Origin of the sequence: Oryzomicrobium terrae (assembly GCF_008274805.1) — a bacterium.
GTDB classification, from domain to species: Bacteria; Pseudomonadota; Gammaproteobacteria; order Burkholderiales; family Rhodocyclaceae; genus Oryzomicrobium; species Oryzomicrobium terrae.
Window position 1 is genome coordinate 2,270,662 of sequence record NZ_CP022579.1, and the last position, 15,646, is coordinate 2,286,307.

A 15,646-nucleotide genomic window follows, 5' to 3' on the forward strand; every position below is an offset into this window, starting at 1 on the left:
GCTGTCAATTGACTGACATTACAGCGTCGTTCGCCAGGTTATGTGTATAAAATATTGGTACGTATTTATATTCAAATAACCAAAAACACCATGAAAACGCCCGTTCCTCCCCCTGCAGTGAATCGTTCGTTTCGCCAATCCCTGCTCTTTCCCATGTTCGCCCTTCTGGGTGTCGCCGCGTTGTGCATCGCCGGGGCCTTCGCTTACGCGCTCCACTCCCTGGACCGGGTTGCCGGGCGCTTCGCCGACTTCATTGACCAGGACCAGGCGCGCCTGATCGTGGTCCAGGATCTCTACGCCCAGGGGCTGCAATCGGGCCAGGCCCTGCGCAACATCGTCCTCGATCCAGGAAATCCCCTGGCCTTCAAGAATCTGGACAACGCCCACAAGAAATTCGACGAAGCCCTGGCCCGGGCCAAGGGCTTGGGCGCAAGCGACGCAGACTTCGCCAAGGCCATGGAACAGGCTGCCGCCGGTTGGGCGCCGCTTCGCAGCATTCGCGATGGCATCGTTGCCCAGGCCAAGCAGGATACGGCCAGCGCCGCCACAGCCCTGAACAAGGACGAAACCCCGGCCTGGCGCAGGCTGCGCCAGGTACTGATGGATGAGATCGCCCGTCAGGAAAAGGCCGTCAACAACACCCGGGACACCGTCCTCGATCAGGCCGCCACCACCCGCCGCCTGACCATGCTGATCGCCGGCGCCACCTTGCTCCTCGGGGGCGTGCTGGTGGCCCTGACCGCCCTCTCCTTGCGCCGCCCTCTGGCCGAACTGGAGCGCTCCATGGCGCAATTGGCGTCAGGGGACGGAGACCTGACCCGCCGTCTGCCGGTGAAATCGGCCAACGAAGTGGGTCGCATCGCCCTCTCCTTCAACCAGTTTGCCGAGCAGCTCCAGGCCACGGTTCGCGATATCCATGGCATCGCCGCCCAGGTCAGCCAGGCTGCCGGCAACATCGCCACTCAGGTCGGCGAAGTGGCCACGTCCACCCGGGAGCAGACCGAATCGGCGGCAACCATCGCTGCCGAGGTCGAGGAGCTGACCACCAGCATCGCCACCGTGGCCGACTCCGCTGACGGGGTGCGCGCTACCTCGGACCGCAGCCTGGCGGCCAGCGAGGAGGGCCAGCACAACGTGGCGGCCCTGATGGCTGAAATCGAGGGAGTGGAAAACACCGTCGGCGCCATCGCCACCGCGGTGGCCGACTACATTGCCAGCACCCGCACCATCTCGGCCCTCACTGAAGAGGTCAGCGAGATCGCCAACCAGACCAACCTGCTGGCGTTGAATGCCGCCATCGAGGCGGCTAGGGCCGGGGAACAGGGTCGGGGGTTTGCCGTGGTGGCCGACGAAGTGCGCAAGCTCGCCGAAAAATCGGCCAAGTCGGCTGCGGAGATCGGTGGCGTCACCCAGACCGTGGGGGCCAAATCCGCCGAACTGGACGCCGTCGTTCAGCAAGGCCTGACCGCCCTGCGCGCCAGCCACGCCACCCTGGACCAGGTGGCTGCCCTGCTCGGGGAGAGCGGGCAGACCGTGGCGACCACCCACAAAGGTATCGACGAGATCAGCGATTCGGTCCGGGAGCAGCAAACCGCCAGCCAGGACATCGCCGTCAACGTCGAGCGCATTGCCCGCCTGGCCGAAGCCAACGACGCCCACATGAGCGATGCGGCCGCGGCGGCCCGTTCCTTCCAGACCCTGGCCGAATCGCTGCGCCAGACGGTGGGGCATTTCCGTATCGGCTGATCGGCGCCTGGCCTTGCCCGGCCAGGGCAAGGCCAGTCATGCCTTTTGTCATAATTATGGATACAGAAACGGCATGTTATATTTCACTCCCTGGAGCCTTTCCCTGTTTTACAAGGGAATGACAATTTTCCGAGACTATCGGCTCCATCGATTCCATAGGGAGAGAATTACATGGCCAGCCCCGCAGCCCAGGGCCTCACGGTCCGGACGCGCTTCACGCTTCTCATTGTCGCCAGCGTCGCCATTCTGGCCGTCATCTTCGCTCTCATCCTGGCCGCCCAGCGTGATCGCCTGATCGAAGACCGGAAGGAGCAAGTACGCAACCTGATCGACGGCGTGGTGACCATGGTCACCTACTACGAAGCTCAGGCCAAGAACGGCCAGATGGAGCCCGAAGCCGCCAAGGCCGCCGCCCTCGGCGCCATACGCGCAATGCGCTACCGCAAGAGCGAGTACTTCTTCGTCCAGAATCTGGACAACAAGATGCTCATGCACCCGATCAAGGCCGAACTGGAAAACAAGGACATGTCGGGTCTGAAGGATCCCACCGGCAAGCTGTTCTTCCAGGAATTCATGCGCGTAGTTAAGGCGTCCGGCGCGGGCTACGTGGATTACCTGTGGCCCAAACCGGGCGCCGAAGCACCGGTGCCCAAGCTGTCCTACGTCAAGCTCTTCGAACCCTGGGGCTGGGTGATAGGTACCGGCATCTACATCGACGACGTGGATAGCATCTTCCGCGACCAGGCGCTGAAATTCGCTGCCTATATGGGTGTCGCCGTGGCCTTGCTGGCCGCCTTCCTCCTTCTCACCTACCGCAGCATCATCCGCGCCCTGGGTGGCGAACCCCGGGATGCCAAGGAAGCCGTGGAACGCATCGCCCATGGCGACCTGAACCAGAACATCCGTCTCGCCCCCGGCGACGACGCCAGCCTGATGGCCTCGATGAGCGCCATGCAGCGTGAATTGCGCAGCATGATCGGCCAGGTCATTTCCAGCTCCGAGCAACTCACCCAGGCCGCCGATCAGTTGCTTGCCACCTCCGAGGAAGTCACCGGCAGCGCCCTGCACCAGAGCGAGGCCTCGTCGGCCATGGCCGCGGCGGTGGAAGAAATGACCGTATCCATCGACCAGGTCGCGGAAAACGCCCGGGTCGCCCATGGCATCAGTGTCGCCTCCGGTGAACTGTCGGAACAGGGCACCGAGGTGATTCACGGCGCCGCCGGCGAAATGCGCCAGATTGCCGACTCGGTGCGTGCGTCCTCGGCCATCATCGAAGAACTGGGCCAGCAATCCAACGAGATCACCGCCATCGTCAACACCATCAAGGAAATCGCCGACCAGACCAACCTGCTGGCGTTGAACGCGGCCATCGAGGCGGCCCGGGCCGGTGAGGCGGGTCGCGGCTTTGCCGTGGTCGCAGACGAGGTGCGCAAGCTGGCGGAACGCACCGGCCATTCCACTCAGGAAATCGCCGCCATGATCGGCAAGATCCAGAGCGGTACGCGCAATGCGGTGAGCAGTATGGAAGCGGGGGTGACTCAGGTGGAGAACGGCGTATCCCTGGCCAACCAAGCCGGCGATTCGATCCTGCAGATCCGCGATTCTGCCGCCCGGGTGCGCGACGTGGTGAACGACATCACCGCATCGATCAAGGAACAGAGCACCGTGTCCAGCGACATCGCCAAGAGCGTCGAGCGCATCGCCCAGATGTCCGAGGAAACCGCCAGCGCCATCGCCCACTCTGCCGACGCGGCACGGCGCCTGCACGAACTTTCCAGCACCCTGCAAGGGGCGGTCGGGCGCTTCCGTATCCAGTAACAGAGAACACTACCCCATGAAAAAAGGCGCCTTAGGGCGCCTTTTTTCATGGGGTGACAACATCGACAGAAAACGCTGGAGAAGAAATGGGAAAGTCTTATCCAGCCTGGCCTTCCACGTGACTTATTACTTTTGACTTATATCACGGCAAAACTCAAGCGCATAACATGGCGCCCAAATAACGCTTTTGTACTAATGACACTGGCCTTCGACGGAGTCTCCCATCGAAGGCCAGTATGCGTCTTGAGATTGCACATGAACAAAATTTACCGCCTGGTTCGGAACCATAAGCTGGGCCGCCTGCAACCCGTCCCGGAAACCGCTACCTGCCGAGAGGGCTTGACATCGGGAAACACGACCGTGGCGGCCGGTAAATCCCCCCTCCTCCTCTCCCCCCTTCCCCTGACCGCTCTCGCCCTGGTCTCATGGCTCCCGGCAGCCCACGCCGACTCAGTGCTGTGGAACGGCACGACAACCACCTGGGGGACTAACGGCAACTGGGTATGGAATGGCCATGCACCAACCGGTAGCGATACCGCCGTAATCAACACAGACAGTACCCTATCGCCGCTCATTGCCAGCGGCACTAGCGGCAATGTCGGAACACTAGTGGTCGGTGGTGGCGCTGCTGGCCGCCTCCAGATTCAAGGGACGCTGAACAGCACTACCGGACTTATCGGTAATGACAACAACACCACCTCAACTACCGGCACAGTCACCGTATCAGGAGCAACGGGGAACTGGAGCAACAGCGGCGACCTGTACATCGGCAACTACAGCACGGGTAGTCTCAACGTCAGTAGTGGCGCCAGAACTTCGGCCAGCGAGCTTTACGTTGGCGGTGCAAGCACGGCCAACGGCACTGTCGATCTCCAGAACAGCGACTCGACACTCACCGTGAGCAGCCGCGCGTTCATCGGCCATGCCGGTACAGGCACGCTTAACCTGGCGACAGGAACGAGCATGAGCAGCACCTACGCCGTCCTCGGCGAACAGGCGGGCAGCCGTGGGACAGCCAACGTGCAGGGCGGCTGGAACGTCGGAAGCGGCCAGATGCTGGTCGGTAACGACGGTCAGGGCATCCTGTCGATCACCAATGGGGGCACGGTATCCAATGGGGTTGGTAGCATCGGAGCCGGAGCCAACGGCCTGACCAGTACGGCGCTGGTGAGTGGTGTCGGCAGCATGTGGAGCAACAGCGATCGCCTGTTCGTTGGCATCCGCGGCCAAGGCCAACTCGACATCACCCAGGGCGGCCAGGTCAGCAGCGCCGACGGCGTTCTGGCCCGCTATGCCGGAGCCTTTGGCACCGCTACCGTAGATGGCAGCGGCTCCCGCTGGACCATGGCCGGTGACCTGCGTGTCGGCGGCGACACTACCGACCCAGCCACGCCCGGTGGCACCGGCACCCTCACCATCAGGAATGGCGGAGCTGTCAGCAGCAATGCGGGCTACCTGGGCGACGCTGCCAACGCCACTGGCACCGTCACCATCAACAACGCCAGTTGGGTCCTCACCGGACGCCTGGGTATCGGCAATTACGGCACCGGCAGCTTGACCATCGAGAACGGTGGCACAGTCACCTCAAGCGGCGGCCTGATCGGCTGGAACGCCTCCAGCAGCAGCAACCAGGTCACAGTCACCGGCGGCACCTCCCGGTGGACCATGACCGGCCATCTCTTCGTCGGCAATGAGGGCCAGGGTAACCTAAGCATTCAAAATGGCGGCCAGGTCAGTAGCGTCGACGGCTACGTCGGCAGCGAAAGCAATCCGCTCCAGAGCAGCGTCAGCCTGAGCGGCAGCGGCTCCTGGTGGACAACGACGGGGGATCTGTTCGTCGCCCATAACAACGGCGCCAAGGGGCTACTCACCATTGCCGGAGGCGCCAGTGTCGTTACGGGACTGCAAGCCATCCTGGGGGATCTTGCCGGCTCCAACGGCACAGCCAATCTGAGCGGGACAGGTACGACCTGGAGCGTCGGTAATGAGGTTAACGTGGGCCGTTTCGGCGCCGCCATCCTGACCATCACTGACGGCGCTACCCTCACCAGCAACAAGGGCTATCTGGGCAACGAGGCTGGATCCAGCGGCGCAGTCACCATCAGTGGCTCCAACAGTCTATGGAACAGTACCGGCAAACTGTACGTCGGCAATAGCGGCAGCGGCACACTGACCCTGGTCAACGGCGGTCGCGTCCAGGCCACTGCCCTGGTCATTGCCAATACCGCCAGCGCTTCTGGCACCCTCAACATCGGCGCTGCCGAAGGCCAAGCTGCAGCGGCCCCCGGCACAATCAGTGCCGGGAGCATCACCTTGGGCGCCGGCAACGGGACCCTGGTGTTCAACCACACGGCATCCAGCTACCTGCTTGCCCCCACTCTTGCAGGTAACGGCACGATCAAGGTCCTGGCTGGCACGACCACCTTCCAGGGCAACAACTCCTTCACCGGCACGGCTGGCATCGCCTCCGGCGCCACCTTGAACCTGAGCACTGGCGCGACCTTTGGCGGCACCCTGAACGTTGCGCAAGGCGGTACTCTCAACGCCGTTTCAAACACCGTTGGCACCATCAACAACAACGGCACCCTGGGCCTCCAGTCCTTCAATACTGTCTACCCGACTATCACCATCACCGGTAATTTCGCCCAGGGCTCGACGGGTACACTGCTGATCGGTGCCAAGAGTGCGGCAGCCGGGGACTACACCCGCTTGAACGTCGCCGGCCAAGCCAGTCTAGGCGGAACCTTGAGCGTGGACGTGGCCAACGGCAGCCCCCTGGCTCCCGGCCAGCGGCTGGTTCGAGTCATCGACGCCGGAGGTGGTATCCAAACCCGCTTTGCCAGCATCACTGACAACAGCGCCCTGTTCGATTTTTCCCCCGTCTATAGCGCTACCACCCTGGATCTTCTCCTGGTCGCCGCAGGTAGCAGCGGCGTCAGCACCGCCGTACAGAGCACAGGCAACACGCCCGGTACCGGTGCGGCAGCGGTCCTTGACCAGGTCATTGCCACCGACCCGAGCAGCCCCCTGGCCACCCTGTTTGTCCCGCTGACCAACAAGGCGCAGATTTCCAGTGCCGTCTCGCAAACTCTGCCACTGCTCACAGGCGGCAGTACCCTGGCCGCCCAGGGCTTTCTGGGCGGAATCAATCAGATGATCCACTCGCGCATGGCAAGCCAACGGGGACTTGCGTCCGGCGACGGTTTCCTCGGCGACCAGCGCCTGTGGATGAAACCGTTCGCATCTCTGGCTAATCAGGCGGACAGCAATGGTGCCGCCGGCTTCCGGACACGCATCGGCGGCGTGGCGTTCGGTAGCGATGCCCAGCTTTCGGACCGAGCCCGCACCGGTCTTGCCTTCGCCTACGCAGGGGCCAATGTGGACGGTAATTCGTCGGCCGCCCCCAACAATGCCCAGGTTCAGCTCTACCAGCTGATCGGCTATGGCAGTTACCAGCTGGACTCCGGAGCCGACCTGGGATGGCAGGTGGATGTGGGTAACAACCACAACCAGGGGCGCCGCCATATTCTCTTTGCTGGCACTACGGCCCAGAGCAGCTTCGACACCCTGTCGGCCCATGCCGGCCTTCGCCTGAGCAATACCTGGCCCCTGGCGGCCAATACCAGCGTCACCCCATCCTTCGGCCTGGATTACACCTGGCTGCGGGATGCGGGCTATACGGAAACGGGGGCGGGTGCACTCAACCTGAAGGTAAACTCTCGCAGCGCCGAGCAGTTGCTACTCTCCAGCGACATTCGCGTCGGTCATCGACTGGACAATGGGCTGACTCTGGCGGGCAATGTAGGTGTAGCGTACGACACCACCGCACGACAATCCGCCATCACGGCCGCCTACGCAGGTGCTCCAGGCGCCGCATTCATCACCCGGGGCATCAACCCGGACCCCTGGGTAGTGCGCGGCGGACTGGGCGTGGCCAAGAGCACCGCCAGCGGCCTGGAAATCCAGGGACGCATCGATGCTGAGCACCGCCAAGGCTTCAACAACCGTACAGCCTCGGTCAATTTCCGCTGGGCCTTTTAACGCGGGTATTCCCATGGGGCGTCGATCCGAGGGGAGCCGCCCCATGCCACGCGTCAGTCTTGAAGCCAGGAATCAAGTCCCACCACACGGAATTGACCTTTTCCCCGACAACAGGCCCCAGCCCCACCTTCACGTTGCGGGGGGCCGGGGTGACTAGGGTTGTTGGGCAAAAGCGGATCTGAGGCGACCAACGTTCAATCATCCGCGCGAGCCGACTGTGAAAGACGACAGGACGGCCTCGGCTGCACCAAGCTCCCTTGCTATATTCTTGGCATAAAAATACGTCTGACAGTATCGCCAGGGACGAGAAAACAGGCTGCGGGAAAAAGAGAAGATGACAGAACTTTATCGCGTGCTCATTTCCGGCCGCACCGTCTCCGGACGCCCACTGGCCGAAATCTCCGATCAGGTCGGTGCTGCATTCAAACTACAGGGGGATCAGCTGGCGCAGATGCTCTGCGGCAGGCCGGTGACCGTGGTCAAAAGCGCCACCGGAGCGGTCGCCGAGCAATGGCTTGTGCGCCTGCGTAGCCTCGATCTTGAAGCCATAAAACAAGCCCTCAATCCTGTTGCGCCCGTCGCTCCTGCCGTCCCTGCTGCCCCGGCGAACGCCACCGCCGAGAGCCTCCCCCCCGTTGCCGTCGCGACTGTAGCGGAAGTGGTCTGCCCCAAATGCGGCGAGGCCCAGCCCAAGCGCACCCTGTGCCGCCAGTGCGGGCTCGACATGCCGCGCTACGAGCAAGCCCAGCAGCAGGCCGCCGAAGAGGCCCAGGCCGAGCGGCTGGCCACGCCACAAACTCGCAGTTACGGCCCGATACAAGGGCCACGGGTGGCTGCGGATATCGACGGCGCCAGCCTCGTCGGCATTGGCTTTGACGGGCGACTTGGCCGCCTCGACTACCTGGCTAGCGGCTTCATCGCCACCGCCATCTGGCTGGCCGGCGTGCTCCTGGCGGTGAGCACGGGCCAGCTGTTCATCGCCGGCCTGGGCATTTTCATCGGTCTGGTTTACGCAGTGCGCTGCCTGGCGCTTCGCCTCCACGATGCGGGCCACACCGGCTGGCTATCCCTGATCGCCGCGGTGCCCATCATCGGGGTCCTGATGACCCTGGCCCTTTTCTTCATCCCCGGCAGCCGGGACGACAACGACTACGGGGCACCGCCCCATACTGGTGGTAGCAAGCGTCTGCTCATTTCCCTCGTCGTGGTCGGCCTGATGTTCGCCACCGCATTCAAACAGATGACCCGCAGCCCCGAGAACGTCCTGAAGTTCACCCAAGTCCTGGCCGTCGGTGCTGATCGGATGGCGCCGCCCAACGATGAGGACGATGAAGATGAGGGCAGCACTATGCCACCGGTGACGCGCTATGCCGCCAGCAATCAGGTGGACCTCTACGTCATGCCCGGTTGTGGTAGCTGCGACCAGATGCACGGCTGGCTCCGCGCCAACGGCATCCAGCCGGCGGTGTACAACGTGGACGGCGACCCCCAGGCGGCGGCGCGCCTGTACGAAATCCTCGGCGGCGGCGCCCAGCACATCATGCTGCCGGTACTGCAGGTCAACGGCAAAGTCTTGCCCGGCAACCCGGGCATCGGCCTGGTCCACAACCACCTGCGCCCCGCTTCGTGAAGGCCAGCCCCCCGCCAGGACATCGCTATGGCTGACACTGGCGACCTACCAAGAACGAGGTTTCAGCCGGCTTTCCCATATAGCCGATGATGGTCCTGAAATCGCAGACAAAAGGCCGCCTCAAGGCGGCCTTTTCACAATTTCCAACTAGCGAAAAAACGTCAGCGGCTAAGCCGCCTAGTTTTCCCAGCGCCCTGCTGCCACGTCATCCGTCTCCCGGGCGTCCACCCAGCGGGCGCCCTCGGGGGTTTCCTCCCGCTTCCAGAACGGCGCACGGGTCTTCAAATAATCCATGATGAACTCACAGGCAGCGAAGGCCTCGCCCCGGTGGGCACTGGTCACCGCCACCAGGACAATCTGGTCGCCGATGTCGAGCCGGCCGACCCGGTGGATGACGGTCACATCGAGCAGTGCCCAACGGCCCCGGGCCTCGTCGACGATGGTCGCCAAGGCCTTTTCGGTCATGCCCGGATAGTGCTCCAGGGTCATGGCCGCCACCGCGGCGCCATCGTTGCGGTCGCGCACGTAGCCGACGAAGCTGGCGCAGGCCCCCACTGCGGGCTGGCCCCGGGTCAAGGCGGCCAGCTCGACACCGACGTCGAAGTCCGCTTCCTGGACGGCGATCTTCATGGCCTCAGCCCCCGGTCACCGGCGGGAAGAAGGCCACCTCGTCGCCCTCCTTCACCGCCGCGGTGAGCGGCACCATATCCTGGTTCACCGCACAGCGCAGGTTCTTGAACGAGGCCAGTTGCGCCCAGGCCTCGCCGCGGGCGGCCAGATGGGCGCGCAGGTCGGCCACGGTAGCCACCCCGGGGGATAGGGCCAGGGATTCGGACGAGACCCCCAGTGCTTCCTTGAGGGCGGCGAAATACAGCACGGTCACGGTCATGGCGTTTTATTCCAGGGCAACACAAATCAACCGAGCAACTCGGCCAGGGGCAGGAAGCGGACGATATCCCCCGGGGCGATCACGGTCCCCGGTGGATTTTCCACTAGGCCGTCGGCCCAGGCCACCGAAGTGAGCACCCCGGAGCCCTGGTTGGGGAAGCATTCCAGCTCGCCGTTGGCCCCCAGGCGCACGCGCAGGAACTCGTGGCGCCGGGGGTCGGGGCGTGTCCAAGCGAAGCCGGCGCGCATCGGGTAGCTGCGCGGCGCGGCGTCGGCCACACCCTGGAGCTTGAGGACGAAGGGGCGCACCAGGGTAAGGAAGGTGACGAAGCTGGACACCGGGTTGCCCGGCAGACCGATGAAGGGCACCTCGCCGGACGGACCGTCGCCGCCGCGCACCGCCCCCAGAGCCAGGGGCTTACCCGGCTTGATCGCCACCTGCCACAGGTCGAGGCGGCCTTCGGCCTCCACCGCCGGCTTGACGTGATCCTCCTCGCCCACCGAAACGCCGCCGGAGGTGACGATCAGGTCGGCCTGCTGTACGGCTTCGCGCAGGGCCGTACGGGTAGCTTCGAGCTTGTCCGGCACCTGGCCCAGGTCCTTGACCTCGCAGCCCAGGCGCTCCAGCAGGGATACCAGGGCAAAGCGGTTGGAGTTGTAGATGGCCCCCGGCGGCAGCGGCTCGCCGGGCATGCGCAGTTCGTCGCCGGTGAAGAACACCGCCACCCGCACCCGGCGGTGTACCGGCAGAGTGGCCAGGCCGACGGAGGCGGCCAGGGCCACGTCCTGGGGCGTCAGCTTGCGCCCGGCAGGCAGAATGGTGTCGCCCTCGCCGATGTCCTCACCGCAACGGCGCACGGCGCTGCCCACATTGGGTATTTCCAGCAGGGTCACCTGCTGGCCGTCGGCGCCGGCCTCGGTGCGCTCCTGCATCAGCACCGTATCTGCTCCCGGGGGAATCGGCGCCCCGGTAAAGATGCGCGCCGCAGAACCGGGGCGCAGGGGTACGCCCACCGAGCCGGCGGTAATGCGCTGGGAGATCGGCAGCGTGACCCGGCCATCGGCACCAACCGCTGCGACCGCGTCGGCATGGCGGAAGGCGTAGCCGTCCATGGCCGAGTTATCCAGGGGCGGTACGGCGATAGTGGACTGCTGGGCCTGGGCCAACACCCGGCCGGCGCAGGCAATGGTAGGAATGGCACGCACCCCGCTCACCGGCGTGGCGGCGGCGAGGAGGCGGTCGAGGGCGTCGTGGAGGGTCAGCATGGGCGTTCTCTCGGGTCGGTCAGGCCACGTCGGCAGGGCGGACGTAGGCCACGATAAAGGCGGCGATCGCTTCCGCATCGTTCAGGTCGAGGCGGGACAAGGGCGGCGGCAACACCATATCGGCATCGCTGGCCACCGCCACCACATAGGGATTTTCAGGATAGATCAGGGGGCGGCCATGAGCCGGGCGGTGGATCTCGATCTTTGGGATCGGGTCGTTCTTGAAGCCTTCCACCAGCACCAGATCGCAGGCCGACAGACGCTCCAGGTGCTCGGCCAGGGTCGGCTCCGCCGCCCCGCGCAGTTCGTGCAGCAGAGCGAATCGGGAATTGCAGGTGATCAGCACCTCCGCCGCTCCGGCCTGGCGGTGGCGGAAAGAATCCTTACCCGGCTTGTCGATGTCGAAATCGTGGTGGGCATGCTTGATCAGGGACACCCGCAGGCCCCGGGCGATCAGGCGCGGGATCAGCTGTTCGATCAAGGTGGTCTTGCCCGACCCCGAGTAACCGGCAAAACCGAACACGGTCTTGCCGGCGATGCATGGCGTCAGGTCGCTGGCGCGGGGAACGGGCTGGTCGGGCGAAAGTGACACGGGCGGCAATGGCGATGAAGTCGGCGTGGGCAGCGAAGTCATGGACGAACGATAGCGTGCAACCGGGCGTGATGCCACGGCACGGGTCAAAAACAGACGGCTCGGCTAGCCGAAGCGGGGCGCCGCGCCTGGCGGGTCAGCCGGCCACGCCCAGCACCGGTGCAAAACCACCGCCCGGGGTGCGGAAGTTGGTGGTCTGGCCCTGGTAGAGGCGGGCCGCCACCAGTTGCACCTGGCCGGCGTAGGCGTAGTTGCGTACATCCACCTTGAGCGGCAGGACGCCCTCTTCCCCGGTCACGGCGCGGGTGGAGGGCGGCACCAGGGCCTGGGCGACGTAGCCGCCGACGGCGCTGGCGGCGACGATCTCCTCGAACACCCGCTTGGTCAGTTTGTCGCCCCGGTAGGCGGCGCGACTGCCGAAACCGGCAGCGGGCTTGAAGAACCAGCGGCGGCGCTCGCCCCACAGGGCATCGGCGTTGTCTGGCGTGACCAAGCGGGTCTCGGCCACGCAGGCCGCAATCGCCGCCCGGGTGGCAGCATCGGCCCCGGCCTCGGCCAGCCAGGCAGCGTCGGAAAGGTTGGTCATCAGGCGCTTGTCGGCGAACAGGGCGTGAGCCGCCGGATGGGGGGTGATCACCGCGGCACCGCTGCGCCACGCCTGGCGCAGGGCCTGGGAGGCCGGCGCCTCCAGGTAGAAGTCGGTGAGACGGTTATAGACCAGGTCCACCGGTTGGCCCTGGTGGATCAGCCGCTGCCCGTCCCAGGCCAGCTCGGACGGATCGGTCACCGCCGCCTGCCAACCATGGCGGGCGAGCAGGTCCACGGTGAGGGCGAACTCCGGTGCCAGATATTGCTCGGCCGGCGCCTCATCCACCACTACCACCCGAGGCATGGCGGCGCGCTTACCTTCCCGGGCCAACTCGGCGGCGAACATGGCGGCGATTGCCTCTTCCAGGGCGGCTCCCTGACCGGGCTGCCAGGCGTCGAGCAGGGCTGCCATGAGCAGGGCGCCGCCGGCGTTGGTATTGATCTCGATCAGGCGCGGGCCTTCCGCTGACAGGTGGAAGTCGTAGCCCATGAAGGCCGAAGCCGCCAAGGGACGACCCGCGGCAGCCTGGCTGTCGATGCCGGCCCGCTCGGCGGCGCTGGCCGGGGCCTGGGCCAGGGCCAACTCGCGCCAGGCCGGCAGGGCTGCAACTGCTTCCATGGCGGCGGCGAAGGCGGCCATGGCATCCAGGTCGGCCTGGGCGACATGCAAGCGGCTGGCGGAAAAAAGGGTCGGCCGGCTGGCCAGGGCGGCACCGCCGAGGCGGGCCTCGAGCACCGCCGTATCGGGCCGCCCGGTTTCGGGAACGGCATTGCGTTGATCGGCGGCGGCGCGTTGGGCGTCAGGCGAAGTCATCACAGGCACTCGCATGAAAAGAATCGGTATCGGGGTTCAAATGGCAGGATAGGGCTGGGGCTGGCACCTCGGTACGGTGCAGCAGCCCATGACAGAGCACCACCAGGGGCCACCGGGCGGCCTTCAGTCCCGACCATCGGTAAAGAAGTCCACCACCACCTGCTCGTCCCGGGTGCGTCGCATCGGCGGCAGGCTGCGCCAGACGCGCCGGCCGTAGGGTTTATCGACCATGCGCGGGTCGCAGATCATCAGCACGCCCCGGTCGGTCTCGCTGCGGATGAGGCGGCCGGCGCCCTGCTTGACGTTGATCACCGCCCGGGGCAGCTGGTAGTCGATGAAGGCATTACGACCGGCCTTGTTGAGGTGCTCGATGCGCGCCGACAACACCGGATCGTCCGGCGGGGCGAAGGGCAGCTTGTCGATGACCACCAGGGACAAGGCCTCGCCGCGCACGTCCACCCCTTCCCAGAAGCTCTGGCTGCCCACCAGGACGGCATTGCCGAGCAGGCGGAAGCGGTCGAGCAGCTCGTTCTTGCTGCCCTCGCCCTGGATCAGCAGGGGGATGTCGAGCCCCTCGTCTTCGATGCGCGCCTTGAGCAGCTCGTGGATGCGACGCATGGCGCGCAGTGAGGTGCACAGGAAGAAGGCGCCGCCCCGGGCGGCCTTGAGCACCGGCCAGGCCTTGTTCATCACCGCGTCCGGATAGGCGGGATTATTCGGGTCGGGCATGCCGGACGGCGAGTACAGGATGGCCTGCTCGTCGTAGCGGAAGGGGCTTTCCCAGCAAGCGGTCTCGACTTCCCACAGGCCCATCTCGGCGCAGTAGTGGGTGAAGTTCTGCTGCACCGCCAGGGTGGCGGAGGTGAAGATCCAGGCCCGGGGATGCCCCCCCATCTGGCGGCGGAAGATGCGGGCAATCGACAGGGGCGTGGCGTTGAGTTGCAGGGCGTGGGTATAGGCCTCGGCCCAACGGATGTGCTCCACCGGGGTGGCCTTGTCGGAAGGGCCGTCCTGCTTGGCGTCCGGGGCAGGCGCCTCGGAGAAGGCCGTCTCGTCTGCCTCTCCGGGCACCCCGCTGCGCCACTTGTGAATCAGGGCGGCCAATTCCAGGGAACGCTCCCAGCAATTCTTCAGCCCCTCGCTGCGCCCAGCCTGGGTTTCCAGCACGGCGGCCAGGTGGTCGATGGCGGCCTCGAAGCCGTCCAGGGCCGATTCGAACTGGGGGAAGCGGGCCAGCTGGGCCAGGGAATAGCGGGCCGGGTCGAGGGGCACCGCCAGGCGCAGGTCCTTGGCGGCTTTTTCCAGGACGGCGCAGGCCGGCGGCAGATCGAGGCAATCCCGGGCGTCGGTGAGGGCCTCGGCCCGAGTGTCCCGAGCCAGGTCCACGGCCTGGGCGGTGGACACCGACTCGCCGAAGAACAGGCTGGCGGTTTCCGGCAGCTGGTGGGCCTCGTCGAAGATCACCGTGTTGCAGGCCGGCAGCAGTTCGGCGGAGCCTTCGTCCTTCAACATCACGTCGGCGAAGAACAGGTGGTGGTTCACCACCACCACGTCGGCCTCCTGGGCCTGACGGCGGGCGGCCAGGACGAAGCAGTCCTTGTGGTTGGGGCATTCCTGGCCCAGGCAGTTCTCCCGGGTCGAGGTGGCCATGCCCCACACCGGCGCGGCTTCCGGCACGTCCGGGCATTCGGCCTTGTCGCCAGTGCCGGTGATGGCGGCAAAGCGGGCAATGCGCTGGATGTAGGTGGCGTCGTCCCGGGTGAGGAAGCGGCCTTCGAGCAGGGAGCGCTGCAAGTGGTAGTGGCAGACGTAGTTGGCCCGCCCCTTGAGCAGGGCCACCTTGACCGGGGCGTTGAGCACACCGCGGACCAGGGGAATGTCCTTGGTAAACAGCTGGTCTTGCAGGGTCTTGGTGCCAGTGGAAACGATCACCTTGCCGCCGGAGAGCAGCGCCGGCACCAGGTAGGCGAAGGTCTTGCCGGTGCCGGTGCCGGCCTCGGCGACGAACACCCGGTTCTCGGCCACGGCGTCGGCGATACGCAGCGCCATTTCGCGCTGCTGCGGGCGCAGCCGGTAGTGGCCCACCGAGGCGGCCAGGGGGCCGTCGGGGCGGAAAATCTGCTCCACCCGGCCACCCAGGGCCGAAGCGGGAATGTAGGCGTGAGCGGCCGCCGGCTCGGCGGGAACGTCTGCCACGATGGCAGAGGTGCTAGAGGGAGAAAGAGAGGAAGCCATCGGTCGAATCTTGCGGGGTGCCGAATCG

General features: G+C 65.5%; 10 protein-coding genes and 1 pseudogene. 5 read left to right on the forward strand and 6 right to left on the reverse strand.

Translation table 11 applies throughout. The features are described from left to right. The first annotated feature begins 153 nt into the window (after positions 1–153). The 5 genes and pseudogenes from OTERR_RS10315 to OTERR_RS10330 all read left to right on the forward strand — a co-directional run bounded on the left by OTERR_RS10315 (position 154) and on the right by OTERR_RS10330 (position 9,235). Positions 154–1,746 (forward strand): methyl-accepting chemotaxis protein, encoded by a 1,593-nt coding sequence (locus OTERR_RS10315; protein WP_187775217.1) that lies wholly within the window; start codon positions 154–156, stop codon positions 1,744–1,746. Between the two features lie 171 nt (positions 1,747–1,917). Continuing rightward, positions 1,918–3,564, forward strand: a complete 1,647-nt coding sequence (locus OTERR_RS10320) for a methyl-accepting chemotaxis protein (RefSeq protein ID WP_054620428.1) — start codon at positions 1,918–1,920, stop codon at positions 3,562–3,564. 255 nt (positions 3,565–3,819) lie between these two features. Next, a pseudogene (locus OTERR_RS16730) lies at positions 3,820–3,900 on the forward strand (ESPR-type extended signal peptide-containing protein); the annotation flags it as partial. A 24-nt stretch (positions 3,901–3,924) separates the two neighbouring features. Then, a complete protein-coding gene (locus OTERR_RS10325; RefSeq protein ID WP_246154124.1) occupies positions 3,925–7,605 on the forward strand; it encodes an autotransporter domain-containing protein in 3,681 nt (1,226 codons plus the stop codon). Positions 7,606–7,939: 334 nt separating this feature from the next. Beyond that, positions 7,940–9,235: a DUF805 domain-containing protein gene (locus OTERR_RS10330; protein WP_149425695.1), complete on the forward strand. Its 1,296-nt coding sequence runs from the start codon at positions 7,940–7,942 to the stop codon at positions 9,233–9,235. Positions 9,236–9,412: 177 nt separating this feature from the next. Here the strand turns inward: OTERR_RS10330 and moaE are convergent, their stop codons facing one another. From moaE to yoaA, 6 genes are all read right to left on the reverse strand, one after another. Continuing rightward, the gene (gene moaE, locus OTERR_RS10335) at positions 9,413–9,865 is read right to left on the reverse strand and encodes a molybdopterin synthase catalytic subunit MoaE (protein ID WP_149425696.1); all 453 of its coding nucleotides are present in this window, start codon (positions 9,863–9,865) and stop codon (positions 9,413–9,415) included. 4 nt (positions 9,866–9,869) lie between these two features. Then, on the reverse strand, positions 9,870–10,124 hold the full coding sequence (gene moaD / locus OTERR_RS10340; RefSeq protein ID WP_149425697.1) for a molybdopterin converting factor subunit 1: 255 nt from the start codon (positions 10,122–10,124) through the stop codon (positions 9,870–9,872). Positions 10,125–10,150: 26 nt separating this feature from the next. Beyond that, positions 10,151–11,389: a molybdopterin molybdotransferase MoeA gene (locus OTERR_RS10345; RefSeq protein WP_149425698.1), complete on the reverse strand. Its 1,239-nt coding sequence runs from the start codon at positions 11,387–11,389 to the stop codon at positions 10,151–10,153. Between the two features lie 19 nt (positions 11,390–11,408). Beyond that, positions 11,409–11,927: a molybdopterin-guanine dinucleotide biosynthesis protein B gene (gene mobB, locus OTERR_RS10350; protein ID WP_425466037.1), complete on the reverse strand. Its 519-nt coding sequence runs from the start codon at positions 11,925–11,927 to the stop codon at positions 11,409–11,411. Positions 11,928–12,117: 190 nt separating this feature from the next. Continuing rightward, complete coding sequence (locus tag OTERR_RS10355) at positions 12,118–13,383, reverse strand: circularly permuted type 2 ATP-grasp protein (protein WP_149425699.1); 1,266 nt, start codon at positions 13,381–13,383, stop codon at positions 12,118–12,120. Between the two features lie 123 nt (positions 13,384–13,506). Beyond that, positions 13,507–15,618 (reverse strand): DNA repair helicase YoaA, encoded by a 2,112-nt coding sequence (yoaA, locus tag OTERR_RS10360; RefSeq protein WP_149425700.1) that lies wholly within the window; start codon positions 15,616–15,618, stop codon positions 13,507–13,509. Positions 15,619–15,646: the final 28 nt, after the last annotated feature.

Coding starts and splice junctions, on each gene's coding strand:
- OTERR_RS10315 (WP_187775217.1), top strand. CDS start 154: ATGTTCGCCCTTCTGGGTGTCGCCGCGTTGTGCATCGCCGGGGCCTTC.
- OTERR_RS10320 (WP_054620428.1), top strand. CDS start 1,918: ATGGCCAGCCCCGCAGCCCAGGGCCTCACGGTCCGGACGCGCTTCACG.
- OTERR_RS10330 (WP_149425695.1), top strand. CDS start 7,940: ATGACAGAACTTTATCGCGTGCTCATTTCCGGCCGCACCGTCTCCGGA.
- moaE (WP_149425696.1), bottom strand. CDS start 9,865: ATGAAGATCGCCGTCCAGGAAGCGGACTTCGACGTCGGTGTCGAGCTG.
- moaD (WP_149425697.1), bottom strand. CDS start 10,124: ATGACCGTGACCGTGCTGTATTTCGCCGCCCTCAAGGAAGCACTGGGG.
- OTERR_RS10345 (WP_149425698.1), bottom strand. CDS start 11,389: ATGCTGACCCTCCACGACGCCCTCGACCGCCTCCTCGCCGCCGCCACG.
- OTERR_RS10355 (WP_149425699.1), bottom strand. CDS start 13,383: ATGACTTCGCCTGACGCCCAACGCGCCGCCGCCGATCAACGCAATGCC.
- yoaA (WP_149425700.1), bottom strand. CDS start 15,618: ATGGCTTCCTCTCTTTCTCCCTCTAGCACCTCTGCCATCGTGGCAGAC.